A 21,727-nucleotide genomic window follows, 5' to 3' on the forward strand; every position below is an offset into this window, starting at 1 on the left:
TCTCTCTTTCTGAACCGGACGCCGGAACGTCAGATGGTACGGCCACCATCGACTTCGAGGATGACACCGGTGATGAAATCCGCCTCGTCCGAGCCGAGATAGAGCGCCGCATTGGCAATGTCGCGTGGCTCGGACAGACGTCCGAGCGGGATGGTGGCTATGAATTTTTCCCGGTTCTCCGGCGTGTCCGGCACACCCATGAATTTCTCCAACAGCCCGGTCACGCCCATGACCGGCGCGATGCCGCAGACCCGGATATTGTCCGGTGCCAGTTCGACCGCGAGCGACCGGGTCATCAGGTTCACGGCTCCCTTTGACGAATTGTACCAGGTCAGCCCGGGCCGCGGCCGGATTCCGGCGGTTGAGCCGACATTGATCATCACCCCGCCCCCTTGCTTGCGCCAGAGCGGCACACAGGTCTTGGTCATGTGAAAGATCGACAGCACGTTGACATCATAGATCTTGCGAAACGTCGCTTCGTCCGTTTCCATCAGCGGCTTGTTGGCGTTGGTCCAGCCGGCGTTGTTGATCACGATGTCGAGGCTGCCGAACGCGTCGGTCACCTGGGCCACGGCCGCCTCGACCTGATCACCCTGCGCCACGTCGCAGGTTACCGCGATGGCATCTTCACCCAGTTCCTCGGCCACGGCGCGGGCGCCTTCGGCATCGATGTCGCAAATCGCGACCTTCGCCCCTTCGCGAATATAGGTTTCGGCAATACCCTTGCCAAAACCCGAAGCCGCACCGGTCACCATTGTCGTCTTGCCTTGAAGTCTCACCTGCGTTCTCCGTTGTGCTGATCTGAGTGTGTTGTGGATCGACCTCGCGGGTCGCATCGCATTCTGTCGCGCATGGGGCTCACCCGTGGTTGTTCACCACGGTCTTGATGTGGGAAAACTCCAGCAGCGCAGCAAATCCCTTTTCGCGACCATGCCCGGACTTGCGGACACCGCCGAAAGGCAGTTCGACGCCGCCGCCCGCACCATAGCCATTGATAAAGACCTGGCCGCAGCGCAGCGCCTTGGCGACGCGCTGCTGTCGAGCGCCATCCCGTGTCCAGATCGCGGCCACCAGACCGTAATCCGTGCCATTGGCTATACGGATTGCGTCGGCTTCGTCATCAAAGGGGATCATGGCCAGAACCGGGCCGAATACCTCTTCCTGCGCGATCCGGGCGTCCGGCGCACAGGGACCAAAGACCGCCGGCGCCACATAAAAACCGCCCTCGGGCGCCTCGAAAGAGATGCCACCGCGCGCGATGAGCGGTGCATCGGCAGTCTCGATATATTCTTCTACCCGGCGTTTCTGCCTGGCGGAAATCAATGGCCCCAGCACCGCCGCCTCGTCCGACGCACTGGCGCTGATGCCCTCGAAAGCGGCCTTCAACCGGGTCTCGACGCGGTCCCAGAGGCTGCGATGCACCAGCACGCGGGTGCCTGCCGAACAGGTCTGCCCGCCGTTCTGGATCAGCGCGTTGATCACCACGGGAATGGCCGCATCGAGATCGGCGTCTTCGAACAGGATCTGCGGCGACTTGCCGCCCAGTTCCAGCGTGCAGCCGATGAAATTGCGCGCGGCCGCGATCTGGATCATCACACCGACTTCGGGCGAGCCGGTGAAAGAGATGAAATCAATGTCCGGATGTTCCGATAGCGCCTTGCCCGCCACATCCCCGCGCCCGGTCACGATGTTCAGCGCGCCGGGCGGGAAGCCTGCCTCGACCGACAGTTCACCGATGCGCAGGGCCGTCAGGCACGCATCTTCCGCGGGCTTGAGCACCGTCGCATTGCCCATGGCCAGTGCCGGGGCGACCGAGCGGCCGAACATCTGCGCCGGGTAATTCCAGGGAATGATATGTCCGGTGACGCCGTGAGGTTCGCGCTGTACCTCGACATTGTAGCCCGGCAGGAAGGGAATGATCTCTCCATGCACCTTGTCGGCGGCACCGCCGTAAAACTCGAAATAGCGGGCCGTCACCTGCATGTCGGCACGCGCCTGCAAGATGGGTTTGCCATTGTCGGCGCTTTCCAGCTGCGCCAGATCTTCGGCATGCTCCAGGATCAGCGCAGACAGGCGCAGCATGAGGCGCCCGCGCTCGGTCGCCGAAAGCTTGCTCCAGGCACCGCCGTCAAAGGCTGCGCGGGCCGCCGCGACGGCGGCATCGACATCCTCGGGGCCGCTGTCGGCGATCGCCGCGAACCGCTGACCGTCCAGCGGCGAGAGGACGTCGAACTCGGCCCCCGTGCCAGCCGGCACAAAGGCGTTGCCGATCAGGTTCAGGGGCCTGGGCAGCACAAGGCCGCGCTTGCTGACTGGGAAATCTTTCATGCCGTTTTCCTTTCCGGGTCAAGCGACCCCTCAGAGACCTCGCCGCGTTCGATGACCAGCGTCCGGCTGGCGAAACCGCGCAACAGCGAGGGATTGGATTCTGTGATGACAAGGGTAATGCTGCGATCGCTGTCCCGCAGGGCGCGCAGCGCATCGGCGTAGCGCAGGGCCAGCGCCGGCGCGAGGCCTTGGAACGGCTCGTCCAGCATCACCAGCTTGGTCCCCAGCATCAGCGCCCGCGCCAGGGCAACCATCTTGCCCTGCCCGCCCGATACGTTGCCCGCCGGACGGTTCGCCATTTCCCGCAATTCGGGAAGAATGTCATAGACCCTGTCCAGCCTGCGCCGCGTCTCGACCGGACCAAGCCTGGCGGCATCGGCGGGCAGCAGGATATTCTCTTCGACCGTGAAGGCTGAGAACAGCCGCCGGTCTTCCGGTGAATATCCGATGCCGAGACCGGGCCGTTTCGGTGGCGCAACCGAGCCGAGGGACTTTCCCTCGAACAGGATTTCGCCCGTCTGCATCTTGGTAAAGCCCATGATGGTGCGCAAAAGCGTGGTCTTGCCCGCGCCATTGCGCCCGATCAGGGCCAGGGTCTCGGCGGCCTCGACGCGAAAGGTCAGGTTGCGCAGGATCCCGATGATTCCGATCGAGGCGCTCACATCGCGAAATTCAAGCATCAGGCCACTTCCTCGCCAATGACATCGCGGATGACGTCGGGGTGTTCGAGCATCTCTTCGGGTGTGCCGCGCAACTGCACATTGCCTGCATTCCAGACCGCGACCTCGTCGGCATAGCGCGACACGATCCCCATGTCGTGTTCGACGAAAACCGACGTCACCCCGGCTTCGGCCAGAGCACCAACAAGTATTTCCATCACCTCGTGCTTCTGGGAAGACGCCACGCCGGACGTGGGTTCATCCATCAGCAGAAGCCGCGGCTTCAGGGCCAGAGCAACGGCAATGTCGATCAGCTTGCGCTGCCCTTCGGACAGCTCGACCACCACGCGGTCGGCCACATCGGCGCAGTTTACCAGATCAAGCAGGTGCATCATCTCGTCACGCTGCCTGATCCTGTGCAGGCTTTGCAGCGGGTTGCGCAGCCCTTCGCGCGCCGCCGCCGAGATCAGCAGGTTTTCCAGCGCCGTATGCTCGGTGAAAAGCTGCGGGATCTGAAACGCCCGCGCGACACCGCGCCGAACGATCTTGCGCGGCGGCAGTGCGCTGATGTCCTCGCCTTCCAGAAAGACCTTGCCCTGTTGCGGCTTGAGCCAGCCGGTGCAGATGTTCAGGAAGGTGGTCTTGCCCGCCCCGTTGGGACCGATGATGGCAAGGTTGCGCCAGGCCTCGATCTGCATCGAGACATTGTTGGCTGCGGTCACGCCACCGAACCTGATGACCAGATCGCGGGTTTCCAGCAGCGGCGGCGTGCCCGATCTCGGTGTCGCGTTCATTTGGCCTCCTCCGCTGTTCCCGGTCGCTGGCTGCTCATCTTGCGGTGACCGATCAGGGTATCGGCGATACCCATGATCCCGCCCGGCGCAAACAGGATGATGACCAGCAGGAAGCTTCCCAGCAGAAGCTGCCAGACGTCACCCGCAAAGGCCGAGGCATAGATCCGCACGACCTCGTAGATCAGCGCGCCGATAAAGGCACCGCGCACCGAACCTGCGCCGCCAAGCACGGCAATGAAAACCATTTCCGCAGAACGCACCCACCAGACATATTCCGGTGTCACCACACCCTGCGTCAACGCCATGAGCGACCCGCCGACACCGCAGAGCGCCGCAGACAGCATGTAGCCCGACAACAATACGCGCCTTGGCGACAAACCGAGATATTCAAGCCGCGTTTCGTTGGTCTTGATGGTCTGGAAAATCTGCCCGACAGGCGAGGCGAACCAGCGCAGCGTAAACCAGCCGAGCACAACCATAAGCACGATCGAAAGGTAGAATATCACCGCCTCGAAATCGGAGCGTTCCATGACCATCCCAAGGACCGCCGGGCGTGCCAGGCGAATGCCGTCGGCCCCGCCGGTGACATGATAGAACTTTTCGAGAATCGACCAGAAGATCATCGAGAAGGCCAGGTTGAGCATTCCGAAGAAGATCCCCCGGTAGCGCACCACGAAAAGCCCCACGAGCAACCCGCTGACGGCGGCTCCGCCGACCCCGGCCACAAGCACAAGGATCAGATCCGCCTCGGGCAGCGACGCCATCAGGAAAGCACCGACATAAGCCGAGATGCCGAAGAATAGCGCATGACCGAAAGAAACCTGCCCCGCCCGCAGCAGGACGGTGACCCCCAGTACAGCAAGCCCCTTGGCCAGCGCAAGATTGATCAGCAACTGCATGGAGGGCGCGATGAAAGGCACCGCCGCCAGCAACAGGATTCCCAGCAATGTCAGAATCGCGCGTATCGAAGGCATGGCACCGGATTTCGCGCTGTCCGATGTCGGGTGTCGTGTCGTATCGCTCATGCGGTGTCCTCAGATCTTGCGGGCGACAGGGCTGCCGAAGAGTCCCTCGGGGCGCACGAGCAGGACCAGCACCATGATGAGATATGGCACGAGAACGGCGACCTCGGGCCAGACATAGACCGCGAAAGACCGGCCAAGGCCAATCATCAGAGCGGCGACCGCGGCCCCGCCGATCTGCCCCAGACCCGCAGTGGCGACCACGGCGAACGACAGCACGATCATGTCGGCGCCCATACCGGGCAGGATCGACGTGGTCGGCGACGCAAGCGCGCCGCCAAGACCGGCGAGCACCGCGCCAACCATGAAGGTAAACAGGAATACGCGGTCGGCATCTATCCCGATGGATTGCGCCGCCTCGCGGTCTTCCGTGGTGGCCAGGATCAGCTTGCCGATCACCGTCCGGCGCAGAAAGAAGCGCAGCCCGAGCAGCAGGCCGGTGGCGACCACCGGCAGCAGGATCAACTGGTAGACCGTATATGTCACGCCGAAGACGGTCACATTTCCCAGGGCCTGCAGGACGCGGGCCTCGAAATAGGGCTGCGAACCCCAGACCAGCCGCTGCACGTCCTCAAGGATCATGAAGACGGCGAAGGTGACGAGAAGCTGCAGGACTTCTGGCTTGTCATAGATCCGCCGCAACAACAGCCACTCGATCGGCCCCCCGAGGGCCACCCCCACGAGGGCGGCCGAGACAATCATCAGCGGAAAAGCGAACACCGGCGCGAAACCGAGCGCCAGGAAATAGCCGCTCAGGGACACCGTGACATAGGCGCCGATCGCGTAAAGCGACCCGTGGGCGACATTCAGGATGCGCATGACGCCGAAAATCAGGGTCAGACCGAGCGCCACGATGAACACCAGCGCCGCATAGGAGATCCCGTCGAACAGAGCGAGCAGGAAGATCGTCAGGTTCATGAAACCGCCTCTCGTTGGTGGACCGTCAAGCCGCCCGGTGAAAGGCGCGCAGGATGCCTCGCCACGACATGCCTCCGGCCCTGCCCAAGCGCCATTTCCTGCGGGTTGTCCTCACATTGCATCTGATGATGCCATCCGTGGACAACCCGCGACGGTATCACTTTTCATATGTCGAGACTGTCAGGCTGTCGGCGAAGCCCGCATCGAGCCCCTTGATCCAGTCCAGAGAGACCTCACCCAGCGGCGGCAGAAGGTCTTCGCCGTCAAAGATCATGATGTTCTCGAGGGTCGCGAACGGGTAGTCGCCATTTTGGACGGAAGTCCCCATGAGTTGCGACTCGACACCCTGATTGTCCTCGCGCAAGTGCAGAGAGCGACCGAGGCCCTGGAACTCCAGCCCTTCGAAGGCCGCCAGAAGCTGGTCCTTGCTTGGCCAGTCGACGCCATTCTCGGCAATGGCCTTGTCATAGGCGGCCGTCAGCGCGGCAATCGCCTGACTGGCGTGGAAGACCGGATAGACCGGGATATCGCCGGTGGCTTGCTTGTATTGCTCCATGAAGCTCTTGAAATCCGCGTCATCGCGACGCTCGGGGTGCAGGAAATAATGATCCCCGCGGGCGCCGATGATGTGCCCGGCAGGCAGGCTGCTGCCCAGCCGTTCAAGCGAGCTTTCGGCCAGCGGCAGAACGAAGGTCGACGTGTTCATCAGGCCGCGTTGGAACGCCTGCTGCACGAAGGTATCGAGATCCGCACCCCAGGATGTGGAGAGGATAACGTCAGGCCGCAAGGCCTGCAGGCGCGAAATCTCGGTTGAGAAGTCAGGCGCGCCGAATTTCGGGAAGAACTCGCCCACGACTTCGACATCCGGCTTCATGACCTGCAGCGCAGTGTAGAAGATATCCCAACTGTCACGGCCCCAGGCGTAATCTTGATTGACCACGGCAATGGTCTTGAAGTCAGGCTTGGTCTTGAGCAGGTAGGTCACCGCCGCCAGCATTTCCGAGGTGGCATTCCCTTGCGTGCGGAAGACGTAGTCATAGCTGTTTTCCTCGAAGATGCGCTGCGTGCCGCAGTCCCACATCAGGTTCGGAACCTTCAGATCCTCGGCCAGCGGCGCCAGCGTCTGGCAGTTGCCCGAAGAGATCGAGGCCAGCATGACCTCGGCGCCACCGCTCTGGGCGACCCGGCGGTATTCCGACGTCAGGGCTTCGGCGCCGGCCCCCTCGTCGATATAGGTCACCTCGATCGGCACGCCGTTGACGCCGCCTTCTGAATTGATGTTCTCGACCAGGATATTCATTGCATCGCGTGCCGGAACACCGAACACCGAAGCGGGGCCGGTCAAAAAGGTGGTCATGCCGATCTTGAGCGTCTCGGGCTTGTCAGCGGCGAGAGCCGCAAACGGCAGCCCGGCGCAAAGCATGGTCATCGTCAACAGGTTCTTCATCTTGGATTTCCTCCCGGATTTCAGTGCAGATCGGTCAGCGGATCGCGATGGGGTTGATGATCATCTGCACGGCCCCCTTCACGCGGGCTTGGCCCAGAACGAACATGAATTCGTGAACGTCATCCGCTGCAAGGGCGCGCGTATCCATGTTTTCCAGAATGTAGATACCATTCTCGGGTTGCAGGATCTGATGTGCGCGAAAGGCCTCTCCCTCGACCTCGGCGGGCACGACTTCCATGCCCCAGGTGTCCGCGCCGACGGCCATGACACCGATCTCTGCCAGGTATTCCGCGCCGCTTACGCCCAGCCCGGGTTCTGCCGCGCCGAACCGTTCCGGGTCGGCATTGTCACCTTCCAGCAGGTCCATCCAGTTGGAATTGAACAGGACCACATCGCCCTCGCGCAACTCGACCGACTGGGCCTCGGCAGCCGCCTTGATGTCTTCTGCGGTATAGGCCGTGCCTTCCTCGACCATGTCGGTGCCAAAGTATTCGGCCATGTCGAGCATGACACCGCGCCCGACCAGACCCGGCAGCTTTTCAAGACCCAATTGGCTCAGCCCGGACGCCGGCGCGAAATCGGCATAGGTGCGCCCACCGTAATAGACGTGATCGACACCCGCGTGACCCAGCCCGTCGATCTGCGGACCGATGCCCAGCCAGCCCATGAATATGTCGTCGTTGTAGGTGAACTTGTTTTCGCCCAGACCCGAGTTGCCGTTCTGACCCGGTTGCAGGACGGTCACCGACAGGCTGCGGGGCGGAAAGGCCGGCGTGTCCGAGCCGACGATCATGCCGAGGCTGTATACCTTGCCGTCAGTGACCAGTTCGGCCGCCAGCTTGACCCGCTCTGCAGTCATGTGGTTGGCCGCGCCCAGCTCGTCCTCGGCTCCCCATCTATGATCTGCCCATTCCGGAGGAGCGGTCTCCTGTGCTGCTGCCGCTCCGATCGAAGCCGCAAGCGCGACGGCTGCAAGTCCGGTCAATCGCGCGGTCGTTCCGACGGCGGCGCAATTGCAACTACCAATGTTCCGTTGAACCCTCATCGCTTCCTCCTAGAGCTTAGAGATGTGCAGGAGCCTAAGGTCAGACCGCGATCAGCCGCCAATACCGTGATGCAATTCCGGTCATAGCGTTAACCTATGTCCCGGGCTAAATTGCGTTTCACATCGCGCCCGGCGTCCTAGTTTAGCCGGAAGAGGAATCGAATTGGCCAGCGGGAGGATGCCACCATGAAGATTGAAGCTGCCGTGCTGACGCGCACAGGGATAGAGCGTGATTTCGAAGCCGCCAATGCGCTGGAGGTACGCGAGGTCGATCTGGCCGGGCCGGGACCGGGCGAGGTGCTGATCCGGATCGCGGCCGCAGGCGTCTGTCATTCCGACCTTTCGGTGATCAACGGCACACGGCCCCGACCGCTGCCCATGGTCCTGGGGCACGAGGCCTCGGGCTTTGTGCAGGAGGTCGGACAGGGTGTCGATGACCTGTCGCCGGGTGATCACGTGGTGTGCATTTTCGCACCGGGATGCGGCAATTGCCTGCCCTGTGCCGAAGGTCGCCCGGCACTTTGCACGCGCGCCGCCGCGCATCACGGCATCGGCGAACTGATGACTGGGCATCGGCGGCTGGCGATGGATGGCAGCCCTGTGAACCATCACGTCGGTGTCTCTGCCTTTGCCAGCCATGCGGTGGTCGCGCGTCAGTCCCTGGTGAAAGTCGATATCGACCTTCCTCCGCATATTTCCGCTCTCTTTTCCTGCGCAATGCTGACCGGAGCCGGAGCGGTATTCAACACGGCGCGGGTCATGCCCGGGTCCAGGGTCGCGGTCTTCGGGCTGGGCGGTGTCGGTCTTTCGGCCGTCCTCGGTGCCGCGGCGGCCGGAGCAGGAGAGATCATCGCCATCGACACGTTCGAAACAAAGATGCAGACCGCGCTGGACATGGGTGCGACACGTGCGATCAAGGCCGATGCCGATACCATCGAAACCATCCGGGAGGCCACCGGCGGGGGCGTCGACGTGGCGATCGAACTGGCCGGGTCGAGCCGCGCACTCGAGACCGCCTGGAGCTGCACCTGCCGTGGTGGTCTGACCGTCACCGCCGGCCTGCCGCATCCGGATGAACGCATGTCACTGAACGCGCTGCAGCTTGTTGCCGAGGAACGCACGTTGAAGGGCAGCTACATCGGCTCCTGCGTGCCGCAGCGCGACCTGCCCCGCATGTTCTCGCTTCATGCGCAGGGCAAACTGCCGGTCGAAAAGATGCTGACCCATCGCGTGAAACTGGCCGATATCAATCGCGCGATGGACCAGCTCGACCAGGGCACCGCGATCCGTCAGGTGATCGAGTTCGACAGATGATCGACATCCGGCAGCTGCGTTACTTTCTTGCCATTGCCGACGCGCCGTCGATCTCTGCGGCGGCACATACCATCGGCGTGGCGCAACCCTCGCTGTCCCAGCACGTGCAGCGCATGGAAGAGGAACTTGGCGTCAAGCTCATGGATCGGTCCCCCCGTGGCACGTTGCTGACGCAGGAGGGGCATGAACTTGTGGAACACGCCCGCCGGATCTGCGACAGCCTCGATCGCTGTGTCGCGGACATGCGCGAGCTGGGGGGAACAATCAGGGGACGTGTTGCCTTTGGCATGCCCCCGTCCTGCTCCATGGTCATGTCGGTCCCGCTGGCGGAAACCGTGCGGCTTGAACTGCCCGAGGTCCGCCTGCGCGCGGTCGAGTCCATGAGCGGTTATCTCAAGACCTGGATCGAGGACGGCACGGTCGACATAGGTTTTCTCTATGATCTCACCGATGCGGGACATCTGCGCAAGACGCAGGTGATGCAAGAGCAGCTGTTCTTCTTTTCCGCGCCCGACGCCTGGCCTCTGGACACCCCGCCGGGCACGCCCGTCCCGCTGGCGGAACTTCAGCCACTGGACATGATCCTGACATCGAACGGGCTGCGAAACACCATCGAACGCTATTGCAGCAGCCACGGCATCAAGCTGAACGTCGTGATCGAGATGGATGCGATGACCCAGATCAAGGAACTGGTGGCGCGCGGATCGGGCTACACGATCTTCGCGCCCGTCGCGGCTCAGGACTTCGTCGAGCGCGGAGAGCTGTTGCGCGCTCCGATCGTCGCGCCGACGCTGACACGCCCGGTCTACATCGTGTCGAATCCGGCACGGGTGATGACCCGTGCCTGTCGCGCGGTCGAACAGCTGACTCTGGACGTGGCGCGCGAATTGGTACAGCGCGGCATTTGGGAAGCCACGCTGGTCTGAAAGCGCTTCTTGCCCAAAGAACCTTGCACGCCACGGCCATACGCCCGCGTGATGCGCAAGGGCATCGCACCGCCGGTAAGCACCCTACATCGCGCCGATTTCCCTGAAGTAGCGCTCGGCGCAGCTTTGTTTGCGGCGGGACGCGATGTAGACTGGGGTCATGAAACACACCTCGGCGAAACTCCTGGCGCTGGTCGATGAAGCGGGCCTCTCGGATGGTACGCTGCGCCAGCTTCTATCGCCCTTCGGTATCGGGCCGGACGAGTTCAGGAATGTGGACCGGCTTTTTGCGCTCGATGAGATCCTCGCGATCTTTCGCGTGATCGTCGCCCATGTGGCCAACGCCGATACGGTGTTTCGGGCCGGACAGAGGTTTCGCTTTACCGATTTCGGCATTTTCGGACTCGCGGTGATGAGCCAGCCGGACCTGCGGCTGGCCTTGCGGTTCACCATGCGCTACCGGCCGCTGTCGTCGCCGCTGATCGGGCTGGAGGTGCAGGATGCCGAGGGTGACAGCGGGCTTGTCTTTTACCCCCTGCCCGGCACCACCGAGGATCACGACATCTATCCGCGACTGCTGGATTTCAACGTCGGCATGTTCCTGTCGCTGATTTCCGATGCCATCGGTCGGGACGATTTCACATCCGCCATCCAGCTGTCGGCAAGGGCGGACAAGCTGTCGCAGGATCTGCTGCGCGACAAGGGACTGCACGTCATCCCCGGCGCCCTGAGAGATGCAATTGTCCTCAAGCCCTGGGCCATGGACGCTCCGCTGCGCCACAAGAGCACGGTCGGCGCGGCACTGGCCAGGAAGCTCTGTGGCGATGCGCTTGCGAGCGTGCGAAATGCCTCGAAATTTTCGGCCGAGGTGCAGGCGGTCATGATCGCGAATATCGAAAAGCCGCTGACCACGGCCTTTGTGGCGCGTCGTCTCGGGATGGGAGAGCGCAGCCTGCGCCGCCGCCTGTCCGAAGAAAGCCTGTCTTTCCGCTTGTTGAAGCAATCGGTGCAGAGCGATATCGCGCGCCGTTATCTGGGCGAAACCCGCATGACAATCGCGGATGTCGCGCTGGCCGTCGGATATAGCGATGTGGCCAATTTCAGGCGGGCGTTTCGCGCCCTTCACGGGGTGACACCACAGGAGTATCGGGAGGATTTGCGCGCAGGAGGGGGTGATAATTGGCCGAATGGCCGAAAATGACCCCATTTTGAATAAAACTGACCCTGATGCGCCGCGCCAATCCCTTGGAAAAGGAAAGGAAGGGAGAGAAGGATGTCGGAAATGCGAATCCCATTGCAGGAGGGTCCGGTCCATGAGAGCGGACACGATCTTCTGGCGGAAGACTCCCGGAGGGCGGTGCCATGACCGGACTGGTCGATGCGATTGCCGCTGAAATCGGGCGGGATCGTCTTGTTTCACCCGATGACGTTCTTGGCCGCGCCCTGGATCCCATCGGTCGTCAGGCCCCTGCGACATGGCTGATCCGGCCGCGCAGCACGCAAGAGGTTTCGGCGGTCTTGCGCCTCTGCCATGCCGCCGGACAACGGCTGACGGTGATGGGCGGCGCAACCGGGCTCGCCGGCGGGCTGGCTCTGGCAGAGGACGAGTGGCTGCTGTCTCTCGAGGCGATGCGCGGGATCGACATCGATGCCGGCAACCGTGTCGCCACCATGGGCGCGGGCGCGATCCTTCAGGACGTGCAGGACAGGGTCGCCGAAGCGGGGCTGAGCTTTCCCCTCGATCTGGGCTCGCGCGGGTCGGCGACGATCGGCGGTCTGATCGCCTGCAATGCGGGTGGTGAAAAGGCGCTGCGCTTTGGCATGATGCGCGAACAGGTTCTGGGACTTGAGGTCGTTCTGCCGGATGGCCGCGTGATCGACCTGATGAACAGCATGGTCAAGAACAACACCGGTTATGACCTCAAGCAGTTGTTCATCGGGGCCGAAGGAACGCTGGGCGTCGTCACCCGCGCGGTGTTGCGGCTGCGCCCGCATCTGCCAAGCCGTCAAACGGGCTTTGCCGCACTGTCACAGTTCGACGCCGTGCTGAAGCTGAAATCCGCGGTGGAAGAGGCGCTCGGCAATGATCTTACCGCCTTTGAAATCATGTGGCCGGGCTTTTTCGATGCGGTGGCGTCGGCCGCCGGCGGTGCGCTCCCCGTCGAAAGGGGCAGCGCCTACTATGTGATTTTCGAAGCTGAAGGCGGGCGCGCCATGACCGATGACATGTTCATCGAAGCGCTCGAACCCGTCGTCGAGGCCGGCCTGGTCGACGATCTGGTGCTGGCCCGCTCGAATGCCGAACGCGACGGGATGTGGAGCCTGCGCAACAATATTGCCGCCCTCATCGCCGCCTACATGCCGCCCATAGGCTATGACGTTTCGATACCGCTCGGCAAGATGGAGCAGTTTGTCGCCGCCGTCGAGGCGGGTGTTGCGCAACGCTGGCCGGATATGCGCATGACCGCCTTCGGACATATGGGCGACAACAACCTGCATCTCGTCGTGACGCTGGGGGCCGCCGATGCCGCCGACAAGGAAGCGCTCAATCACCTGATCTATGGCGAGGTCGGCAAGCTTGGAGGGTCGATTTCGGCAGAACACGGACTGGGCAGCGAGAAGCGGGACTATCTCGGCTACAGCCGCTCGCCCGAGGCCATCGCCCTGATGCGCGAGGTGCGGACGCTTTTTGATCCGCGGGGCATCCTGCAACAGGGGAGGCTGCTGCCCGACGCAGAGCCCCGATCCCCGCAAGACCAGTGAAATCATCGGGCGGCGACGGGAGACGCCGCATCAGGGAGGACGACCATGACTGAAGTTTACGACTATATCGTCGTTGGCAGCGGACCCGGCGGCGCGCCGGTGGCCAACCGGCTGAGCGCCGACGGCAAGACCACGGTTGCCGTGATCGAGACCGGCGGCGCGAACACCGGGGCGACGATCGACGTTCCGATGCTGCTGATCGCGAATGTGCCGAAAAAGAACAAGCACAACTACGCGTACGAAACCGTACCGCAAAAGGGTCTGAAGGGGCGTGTCGGCTATCAGCCGCGCGGGCGCGGGCTTGGCGGATCGACCGCGATCAACGCGCTGGTCTACATGCGCGGGCATCGCGGTGATTATGACGAATGGCGTGACCTGGGATGCCCGGGCTGGGGATATGACGATGTTCTTCCCTATTTCAAGAAGTCCGAGAACAACACCGCCGTCACCGATGAGTTTCACGGTCAGGGTGGCGAGTTGAATGTCGAACGCATCCGCACCGACAACCCGTGGCATGGCAAGCTGAGCCAGATGCTCGATGAGGCGCAACTCAAGGCCAACCCGGATCCGAACGGGGCGCATCAGGAAGGCTATTCCATCGCGCAGGTGATGCAGAAGGAAGGCCGGCGCTGTTCATCCGCCCATGCCTTTATCGTGCCGGTGATGGACAAGCGCCCGAACCTGAACGTGCTGCTGGAAACCCAGGCCGTCCGGGTGGTGTTTGAAGGCAGGAAGGCCGTCGGCCTCGAAGTCGAACACAAGGGCGCAAAACGGGTGATCCGCGTGAACCGCGAGATCATCCTGTCGGCGGGCGCCTTTGGTACGCCGCAGATCCTGATGATGTCCGGCATCGGCCGGGCCTCGGACCTGAAACAGCATGGCATCGAAACGGTGCATGACCTGCCGATGGTCGGATATGACCTTCAGGACCATATGGATTTCATTCTGGCCTATCATATCAAGGACCGCGTGAACCTGATGGGCATGTCGCCCCAGGGTCTCTGGAGCCTGTACAGGAACTGGCGCCGCTATCAGAAAGAGCGGCGGGGAATGTTCACATCCAACTTTGCCGAGGTGAACGGCTTCATGCGCCTGTCGCCCGACAGCCCCCGCCCCGAGATCCAGTATGAATTCGTTGTCGGTCTTGCCATCGACCATGCCCGCAAGCTGGAACCCCGCCACGGCATGTCCTGTCACATCCTCGATCTGCGTCCGAGTTCGCGCGGGACGGTCAAGCTCAAGTCGAACGATCACAAGGACTCGCTGCTGATCGACCCGAACTTTCTGGATACCGAAGATGACGTGCAGCGGATGGTCGAGGGGAGCAAGCGGGTTCATAACATCATCATCAACTCGCGCCAGATGGCCCCGGTCATCGAAGAGGATCTGTTCACCTCGCAATGCAAGACGGATGCCGACTGGGAAGAGGTCATTCGTTCGCGTGCGGACACCAATTATCACCCGGTCGGCACCTGCCGTATGGGCACGGATGAAGATGCCGTGGTCGATGCCCGCTCGCTCAAGGTCAACGGGGTCGAAGGGCTGCGCATCTCGGACGCTTCGGTGATGCCGCGCCTGACCGGCGGCAACACCACGGCACCGACCCTGATGATCGGCGAGAAATGCGCGGATTTCATCATGGCCGGATGACGACCCCACCGGGACGGTTGCCCTGACACCGTCCCGCGTCGAGCTGTTAGAAAAGGAAGGCAAAATGACCCACCATTCACCGCCGAAACGACTTGAAATGACGCTTGAGGACCGGTTGAGCCAGGACGAAGGCTGGGTCTACATGACCGGCATGCAGGCTCTGGTCCGGTTGCCGATCCAGCAACGCAAGCGGGACGCAGCGGCGGGGCTGAACACCGGTGGCTATATTTCCGGCTACCGCGGCAGCCCGGTGGGCACCTACGACATGAACCTCTGGCAGGCAGAGGCCACGCTGAAAGAGCACAATATCTATTTTCAGCCCGGTCTGAACGAAGACCTTGCCGCGACCGCCGCCTGGGGATCGCAACAGGTCGGGCTGTTTCCGGGGGCGCGGGTCGATGGCGTGTTCTCGATCTGGTACGGCAAGGCGCCGGGACTTGACCGCTCGATGGATCCGATCCGCCACGCAAACCTCGCCGGGACCAACCCCAAGGGGGGGTCGCTGCTGCTGGTGGGCGACGATCACGGCGCGAAATCCTCGACTCTGGCGTGTTATTCCGACCTGAATTTCGCATCGCTCGGAATGCCGCTGCTGGCCCCTGCGAATGCGCAGGATGTGCTCGACATGGGTTTGCACGGCATCGCCATGAGTCGCTACAGCTCAACGCTTGTCGGCATGAAACTCGTGACCGATGTGGTCGAGGGCGGCGGCTCGGTCCATGTCGGCCCGGACAGCCCGGCCATCACCGTACCGGACGACGACGGTCCGGACACGACAATCAAACCCTTCATGCCGATCCTCGAACAGGAGCGCTTGTTGTGGGATATCAAACTGAAGAAAGTGCTGACCTATGCCCGCGCCAACGGTCTCAACCAGCAGGACGGCGCGACCGACGCGCGCATCGGTATCGTCGCGGCGGGCAAGGCTTGGCAGGATCTGACCCAGGCGCTGGCGGGGCTGGGATATCAGGATGGCAAACTTGGCAGTATGCCCGTCCGGCGTCTCAAGGTCGGCATGGTCTGGCCACTTGACGCCGACGCCATCCGCACATTCGCACAGGGGCTGGACGCGATTGTCGTGGTCGAGGAAAAGCGCGCTCTGCTCGAAGATCAGATCCGCAGCATCCTGTATGGATCGGACACGGCGCCGCGCATCGTCGGCAAGACCTTTCACGGGCAGGCCTATGCGCCCGAGGCCGAAGACTGCGCCTTTCCGAACTTTGGCGAGATCGACCCGAACATGGTCACCGGCGTGCTGGTGCGCGTCGCCAACGAGATCGACCCCGCCTGCGGCGTGCGGTTGTCGAACCGGCCCGAGACACCGCTCAAGCCCGGGCGCGGCGCAATCCGCCCGCCCTCGTTCTGCGCCGGGTGCCCGCATGGCCGATCGACCCAGGTCATCGAGGGGTCCCGTGCGCTGGCCGGGATCGGCTGTCACACGATGGCGATGCTGCGCGATCCGATGAAGACGAACTCGGTCAGCCACATGGGCGGCGAAGGGGTCCTGTGGCTGGGCCAGTTTCCGTTTACCGACGAAAAGCACGTGTTTGCCAATATGGGGGACGGAACCTATTTCCATTCCGGCCTGATGGCAATCCGGGCCGCGATCGCGGCCAAGGCGACGATGACCTACAAGCTGTTGCACAATGGCTTTGTGTCAATGACCGGCGGGCAGCCGCATGATGGCGAGATCAGCCCGACCCAGATGATCGAGCAATTGCGCGCCGAAGGGGTGGAACGGATCGCGCTGGTTTCCGATGAACCCGAGAAATACGAGGGCAAGGCCCTTGGCACCGGCGTTACCCTGCATCCGCGCACCGAGATGGAGATGGTGCAGAAAGGGATGACATCACATAGCGGCGTCAGCGTCATCATATACGATCAGCCCTGCGCCACCGAGCGCCGCCGGTTGCGCAAACGCGGCAAATGGGTCGATCCCGACAAGCGCGTCTATATCAACCCCGAGGTCTGCGAAGGCTGCGGTGATTGCTCGACCGTCTCGGCCTGCATGGCCATCGAACCGCTGGAAACCGAACTGGGCCGCAAACGGAAGATCAATCAATCGTCCTGCAACAAGGATTTTTCCTGTGTCGAAGGTTTCTGCCCCTCGTTCGTGACGGTCACCGGTGCAACGCCCCGCAAGGCCGCAACAGCCGAGGTGGCCATCGATGCCAGCCATCTGCCGGAACCGCCAAAACGTCAGATCGACGGCTCATGGTCCATCCTGGTGTCCGGGATTGGCGGTGCGGGTGTCGTGACCGTCGGCCAGACGCTGGCCGTGGCCGCCCATGCCGACGGCTATTTCTCGTCCAATCTCGACATCACGGGGCTGGCGCAGAAATACGGCGCGGTCCACAGCCATATCAAGATCGCGCTCAGCCCCGACGACATGCGGGCCACGCGGATTGCCAGCGGCGAGGCGGACGCGCTGATCGGATGCGACCTGGTGGTGGCGGCGGGGGATGAAGCCCTGTCAAAACTGACGCCGGGCAAATCCGTGGCGGTGACCGATACGACCGTGGTACCAACCGCCGAATTTTCAGCCAATCCCGACTGGCGGCTGAACGGAGACGAGCAGGCCGAACGCCTGACCCGCGTTCTGGGCGACGCCGCCGTCGCCTTTGATGCGCAGGGCCTGGCGGAAAAGGTGATGGGCGACCGTGTCTTTGCCAACATGGTGCTGATGGGGGCCGCCTGGCAACAGGGCGGGATACCGCTGTCGCAGGAAGCGATCCAGCGCGCAATCGAACTCAACGGGGTGGCCGTGACCAGAAACCGGCAGGCCTTTGACCTTGGCCGCATCGCCATCGCCGATCCGCAGGCCGCGCGCACGCTGGCCGGAGATAACGCGCCGGTCGAACTGGATGCCCACCGTGCCCGGACGACCGATGAGGTGATCGCGCATCGCGCCGGGCTGCTGACCGCCTACAAGGATGCCGCCTTTGCCGCCTCCTACAAGGACCGGATCGCGCAATTGCAGGCCAGGGGTCTGCCGGAGGACGCCGTGACGGCCGCCGCGCGCGGGCTCTACAAATTGATGGCGGTAAAGGATGAATGGGAGGTCGCGCGCCTCTACGGCAAGCCGAGTTTCCGCCAGGGGCTGGAAGATACATTCCAGGGCGACATGGACCTGACCTTCTATTTCGGCGCCTGGCCCTATGGCGGCCGGGACGAAAAGACCGGCAAGATGACCAAGGGTGCTGTCAAGGGCAGGACGGCTCTGCGCTTCTTCGGCGTGATGAATCGCCTGCGCTTCCTGCGCGGCACCCTGTTCGATCCCTTCCGCAACAATGACGAGGCAAAGCTCGCCCGCGCGCTTCTGGCCGACTATCAGGCAGATATCGATTTCGCACTGGCCAACTGGTCGGAGACGCATGCGGACGCGATCACCAGGCTGCTGGACCTGCCCGAGCACATTCGCGGATATGGCCATGTCCGCGCCCGCCATGCCGCGAAGGTGCAAAAACAGCGCGCGGCACTGCGGTCCGACATTCAGACCAGAAAGGAAAACGCCGCCTGAACCGCCTTGGTTTCCACGATCTGGCAACCCGGACACGCTGTTCAACCGGGTTGTGCGGTCTCATGGACCGGCCGAGGGGACCGCGCGAATTCAGGCGGCGTCAGGTGTCTCAGGCCGGCGGCGAAACGCTTTCACCGGCCATGTAGCATACCGCCTCTGCGACATTCGGGACGATCGGGGCGGCACGATCCTGCGGCAGCAAGGTCGTGATTTCGCTGATGCCCAGATCGGTCAGCTGGAAAGGCGTGCCATGCCCGAACTCCAGGTGGCCACGACCGATGATTCCAACAACAAGGGGCGCCTCTGGCTGCCGGGCGACGTCCGCAATCCGGCAGGCAAAAGCCCTGTCCCATGTCTGCTGCGCCCGCACGAACCGGTCAAAGGCAGGATCCTCGGCGGATTGGGCCGCCCTGCCCGGACGCAGGCCACCGGTAATGTCGAACAGATATCGCCGATAGGCAGGGGTCGCTGGCCGCGCCGGTGTCAGCCCCTCGCGCAAGCGTTCCGGTATCGCATCCCAGCCGTCCTTGCCGACCTCGCTCACCAGATCCCTGCGGCAATTCAGCCCGATCATCGGGATCGCGTGATCCCGGCAGAACCGGAAAAGCGGCATGTAGAGTTCCGGGTCAAAGCGCCACACCTCGTTCCATTCGCTGCGTTGAAGAAACTCGGACTCGGACAGATCTCCCCGGCTCCACTCCATCAGGACCGGCGTCAGACGGGCGGGGAACATTTCAAAGCCCATGACCATGTCCGCCCGATGCGCGAGCAACCCCGCCGCGACATGCATCTGCCAGCGATGATTGTCCGCGCGGTCATGCTGCTCTCCCAGCAGTACGACCCGCGAATGGCTGGCTTGCCTGATCACCTCGGCATGGGACACAACAGCCCCATCTGCGGGCGAGACCCATGTTCCGGCCTTCATCGTGAAACTCCGACGCGGCGGATCGCGAGGCCGGTGCGCCTGCCCTTTTCGTCAAGGGCAAAGGTTTCGCCGTCCTCCTCCTGCCAGTCGGATACGGAGCCGGCTTTCAGATGAAGATGGAAATCGGACGTCATGATATTGCTGAATCCCATTGACGGTTTGACCGCTTCGACGCGCCCTTGCCATGCCTGACTGAACCCGGACCTGCGCGCGGTGATCTCGACCTCCGCACCCTGCAACCCGTTCAGGAAAATATGGCCCGGATCCGTCTCCGGCTCTGACTGTTCCGACATATCCGACGGCCGGAGCGATCCGCGCGGCGATGCCGTGCTGCGACCGGCACCGCCAACTGCGCTCACAAACGGATCCGGACCGTCCATGCCTACGACAGCCACGACAGGCGCATCGCCGTCTGCGATAAATTCGATGCGCGGATATACCCTGCCCTGCATTTCCGAACCCGTATCAAACACCACGCCTGACAAGGCGGCCGGTTCGATCTTCGCATCGTGACAGTCTCCGCCCAGCGTCACTTTACCATCGTGCACCGCAGCGGTTTCGACCAGCCCGATCCGTTCGTGCGTGACCCCGTTTTCCCGAAAGATCACCATCAGCCTGCCCATCCCGGGCAGCCTCAGGAGAAGTTCTTCCGGCGTCACACCATTCAGATGCCAGCGTCCGCTTTCTGTCTGCGTCATGCGGTTTTCCTTTCCATTCGGTCCTGCGGGCCAATCGCCCATCTGCGATAGGGTGCCAGTGCGTCAGGTGGACGATGCGCGACGCAGAGTATCGTCGCATCCGGCAATTCCTGCCGGATCAGGGTCATCAATGCCCGTTCAGCCGGCAGATCAAGCGCGCTGGTCGCTTCGTCCAACACGACCGATGCAGGTTTGTGGATCAGCAATCGCGCTATCGCCAACCGCTGCCTTTCGCCCATCGACAGGCCTTCGACGGTTTCGGCTCCGGGCTTGTTCAGCCCTTCGAGCCGGTGCGCCAATCCAACCTGGGTCAGGGCGGCGCGCAAACGGGTTTCGGGAATATCCGCGGGATCGGCTGGGTAGCAGGCCGCCGCCGTCAGGCTTTCGCCGAAGACCCGCGACACCTGCGGAAGCATGGTCATTCCGGGACCCGGGCTCACGATCGATCCCTCTCCATATCGCCACAATCCCGACAGGGCCGACAGAAGCGTCGTCTTGCCCGCCCCGGACGGACCGGAGATCCAGACCCGGTCTCCGGACTTGATCACGATGTCTGGCACGGGCGCAAGCTGTCTGCCGTCGGGTGTAAACAATCGCAATCCGCGAATGTCCAATCCGCTGGCGGGTGCGTGTTCCCGTCGAATGGCACAGGGCACGCCGGGCATCGGCGCGGGATCGGCGGCATTGACAAACAGATCATCAAGACGCTGCGCCACGGCGGCAATCTCGGCCATTTCCCTGTAGTTGAAGATGAACCAGCTCAGCGTCGTCGCGACCGATGAAAAGGCCGAGGCCAGTTGCATCAGGCCACCGAATGTCACCGCGCGTGCAAAATACGCGGGCAACGCAAAGAACAGCGGGATGCGCAGGATCGAGCGATAATAGGGTTTGACGAAAAGCCCCAATACAAATTCCCGTCCGATCAGGCGGTTCCAGTTGCCCCTGATCGCAGCAAAGAGATCGGCAAGACGCCGCCGCTCGGCCTCCTCTCCTTGGGCCTGGGCAATCTCGGTCGCGTTGTCCCGAATTTGCACCAGAGCATGCCGAAAATCGGCTTCGCGGCGTTCCTGTCTGAACACCAGCCCCTTGAGCGGCTTGCCCAGCAGATGTGTGATCAGGGTCGATCCGGCGACATAGATGAAGGCAAGCCAGACCATGTATCGGGGAATGGAAAAGTCGTTGCCGAAGATCGCAAATTCCAACGCGAAATCCGAAAGGTTCCACAGGATCGTGACATAGGAACCGAGCGCCACGATATTGGTGATCACATCGACCGAGATCACCAGCAGGAGGCGGATGAAATTCCGGCAATCCTCGGCGATACGCTGATCGGGATTATCCACCGCCGCCGGGGATTGACCCGGTCGCAACCGCCAGTAGGCCGCGTTGTGCAGCCAGGTTCGCACGGCGGTATCGGTCAGACGTTCGCGCCAGAACAACAGCAACTTGTCGCGAAACCACTGTCCGAACAGGGCTGTGCCCGCCCAGACCCCGACCAGCCCGGCAAAGATCCACAATTGCGCAATAGCGGCTGATACATCGAATTGTTCCAGCGCGTCGTAAAACGCCTTGGTCCAGGAAATCATGCGCACAGAAATCCAGACGGCGAGGAACTCGAGCCCGAGCACGATGGCATAGAGCGCAAACCCCTTCCAGCTGCGCGGGCCGAACGCCGCCCGTCCGAACAGCCGGACTATTGCCCCGAGAAACCGTCGCAC

At 62.7% G+C, this 21,727-nt stretch carries 17 protein-coding genes; 6 read left to right on the forward strand and 11 right to left on the reverse strand.

Going from position 1 to position 21,727, the window contains the following annotated elements; all coding sequences use genetic code 11:
• Positions 1-29: 29 nt before the first annotated feature.
• The 8 genes from AB9K34_RS07630 to AB9K34_RS07665 all read right to left on the reverse strand — a co-directional run bounded on the left by AB9K34_RS07630 (position 30) and on the right by AB9K34_RS07665 (position 8,153).
• Positions 30-779 (reverse strand): SDR family oxidoreductase, encoded by a 750-nt coding sequence (locus tag AB9K34_RS07630; RefSeq protein ID WP_369953824.1) that lies wholly within the window; start codon positions 777-779, stop codon positions 30-32.
• Positions 780-858: 79 nt separating this feature from the next.
• Positions 859-2,328 (reverse strand): aldehyde dehydrogenase family protein, encoded by a 1,470-nt coding sequence (locus AB9K34_RS07635; RefSeq protein WP_369953825.1) that lies wholly within the window; start codon positions 2,326-2,328, stop codon positions 859-861.
• The gene (locus AB9K34_RS07640; protein WP_369953826.1) at positions 2,325-3,008 is read right to left on the reverse strand and encodes an ABC transporter ATP-binding protein; all 684 of its coding nucleotides are present in this window, start codon (positions 3,006-3,008) and stop codon (positions 2,325-2,327) included. Before AB9K34_RS07640 ends, AB9K34_RS07635 begins: the two co-directional genes overlap by 4 nt.
• Positions 3,008-3,781 (reverse strand): ABC transporter ATP-binding protein, encoded by a 774-nt coding sequence (locus AB9K34_RS07645; protein ID WP_369953827.1) that lies wholly within the window; start codon positions 3,779-3,781, stop codon positions 3,008-3,010. Before AB9K34_RS07645 ends, AB9K34_RS07640 begins: the two co-directional genes overlap by 1 nt.
• A complete protein-coding gene (locus AB9K34_RS07650; protein WP_369953828.1) occupies positions 3,778-4,806 on the reverse strand; it encodes a branched-chain amino acid ABC transporter permease in 1,029 nt (342 codons plus the stop codon). Before AB9K34_RS07650 ends, AB9K34_RS07645 begins: the two co-directional genes overlap by 4 nt.
• A gap of 9 nt (positions 4,807-4,815) precedes the next feature.
• Positions 4,816-5,721: a branched-chain amino acid ABC transporter permease gene (locus AB9K34_RS07655; RefSeq protein WP_369953829.1), complete on the reverse strand. Its 906-nt coding sequence runs from the start codon at positions 5,719-5,721 to the stop codon at positions 4,816-4,818.
• Positions 5,722-5,878: 157 nt separating this feature from the next.
• Positions 5,879-7,168 (reverse strand): ABC transporter substrate-binding protein, encoded by a 1,290-nt coding sequence (locus AB9K34_RS07660; RefSeq protein WP_369953830.1) that lies wholly within the window; start codon positions 7,166-7,168, stop codon positions 5,879-5,881.
• A gap of 34 nt (positions 7,169-7,202) precedes the next feature.
• A complete protein-coding gene (locus tag AB9K34_RS07665) occupies positions 7,203-8,153 on the reverse strand; it encodes a cyclase family protein (RefSeq protein ID WP_369953831.1) in 951 nt (316 codons plus the stop codon).
• A 246-nt stretch (positions 8,154-8,399) separates the two neighbouring features.
• Here AB9K34_RS07665 and AB9K34_RS07670 point away from each other — a divergent pair, with 246 nt between their 5' ends.
• From AB9K34_RS07670 to AB9K34_RS07695, 6 genes are all read left to right on the forward strand, one after another.
• Complete coding sequence (locus tag AB9K34_RS07670) at positions 8,400-9,527, forward strand: zinc-dependent alcohol dehydrogenase family protein (RefSeq protein WP_369953832.1); 1,128 nt, start codon at positions 8,400-8,402, stop codon at positions 9,525-9,527.
• Positions 9,524-10,453, forward strand: coding sequence for a LysR family transcriptional regulator (locus AB9K34_RS07675; protein WP_369953833.1), 930 nt, complete (start codon positions 9,524-9,526; stop codon positions 10,451-10,453). Before AB9K34_RS07670 ends, AB9K34_RS07675 begins: the two co-directional genes overlap by 4 nt.
• A gap of 160 nt (positions 10,454-10,613) precedes the next feature.
• Positions 10,614-11,654: a helix-turn-helix domain-containing protein gene (locus AB9K34_RS07680; RefSeq protein ID WP_369953834.1), complete on the forward strand. Its 1,041-nt coding sequence runs from the start codon at positions 10,614-10,616 to the stop codon at positions 11,652-11,654.
• Between the two features lie 161 nt (positions 11,655-11,815).
• Positions 11,816-13,216, forward strand: coding sequence for an FAD-binding oxidoreductase (locus AB9K34_RS07685; protein ID WP_369953835.1), 1,401 nt, complete (start codon positions 11,816-11,818; stop codon positions 13,214-13,216).
• Positions 13,217-13,261: 45 nt separating this feature from the next.
• Entirely contained in the window at positions 13,262-14,866 is a 1,605-nt protein-coding gene (locus AB9K34_RS07690; RefSeq protein ID WP_369953836.1) for a GMC family oxidoreductase, read from the forward strand.
• Between the two features lie 64 nt (positions 14,867-14,930).
• Entirely contained in the window at positions 14,931-18,386 is a 3,456-nt protein-coding gene (locus tag AB9K34_RS07695) for an indolepyruvate ferredoxin oxidoreductase family protein (RefSeq protein WP_369953837.1), read from the forward strand.
• 109 nt (positions 18,387-18,495) lie between these two features.
• Here the strand turns inward: AB9K34_RS07695 and AB9K34_RS07700 are convergent, their stop codons facing one another.
• The 3 genes from AB9K34_RS07700 to AB9K34_RS07710 are packed head-to-tail and all read right to left on the reverse strand — an operon-like array spanning position 18,496 to position 21,727.
• On the reverse strand, positions 18,496-19,311 hold the full coding sequence (locus tag AB9K34_RS07700; RefSeq protein WP_369953838.1) for a ChaN family lipoprotein: 816 nt from the start codon (positions 19,309-19,311) through the stop codon (positions 18,496-18,498).
• The gene (locus tag AB9K34_RS07705) at positions 19,308-20,009 is read right to left on the reverse strand and encodes a hypothetical protein (protein ID WP_369953839.1); all 702 of its coding nucleotides are present in this window, start codon (positions 20,007-20,009) and stop codon (positions 19,308-19,310) included. Before AB9K34_RS07705 ends, AB9K34_RS07700 begins: the two co-directional genes overlap by 4 nt.
• Positions 20,006-21,727, reverse strand: a complete 1,722-nt coding sequence (locus AB9K34_RS07710) for an ABC transporter ATP-binding protein/permease (protein ID WP_369953840.1) — start codon at positions 21,725-21,727, stop codon at positions 20,006-20,008. The genes AB9K34_RS07705 and AB9K34_RS07710 overlap by 4 nt, the downstream gene beginning before the upstream one ends.

This window comes from Sedimentitalea sp. XS_ASV28 (assembly GCF_041224545.1).
Lineage (GTDB): Bacteria > Pseudomonadota > Alphaproteobacteria > Rhodobacterales > Rhodobacteraceae > Sedimentitalea.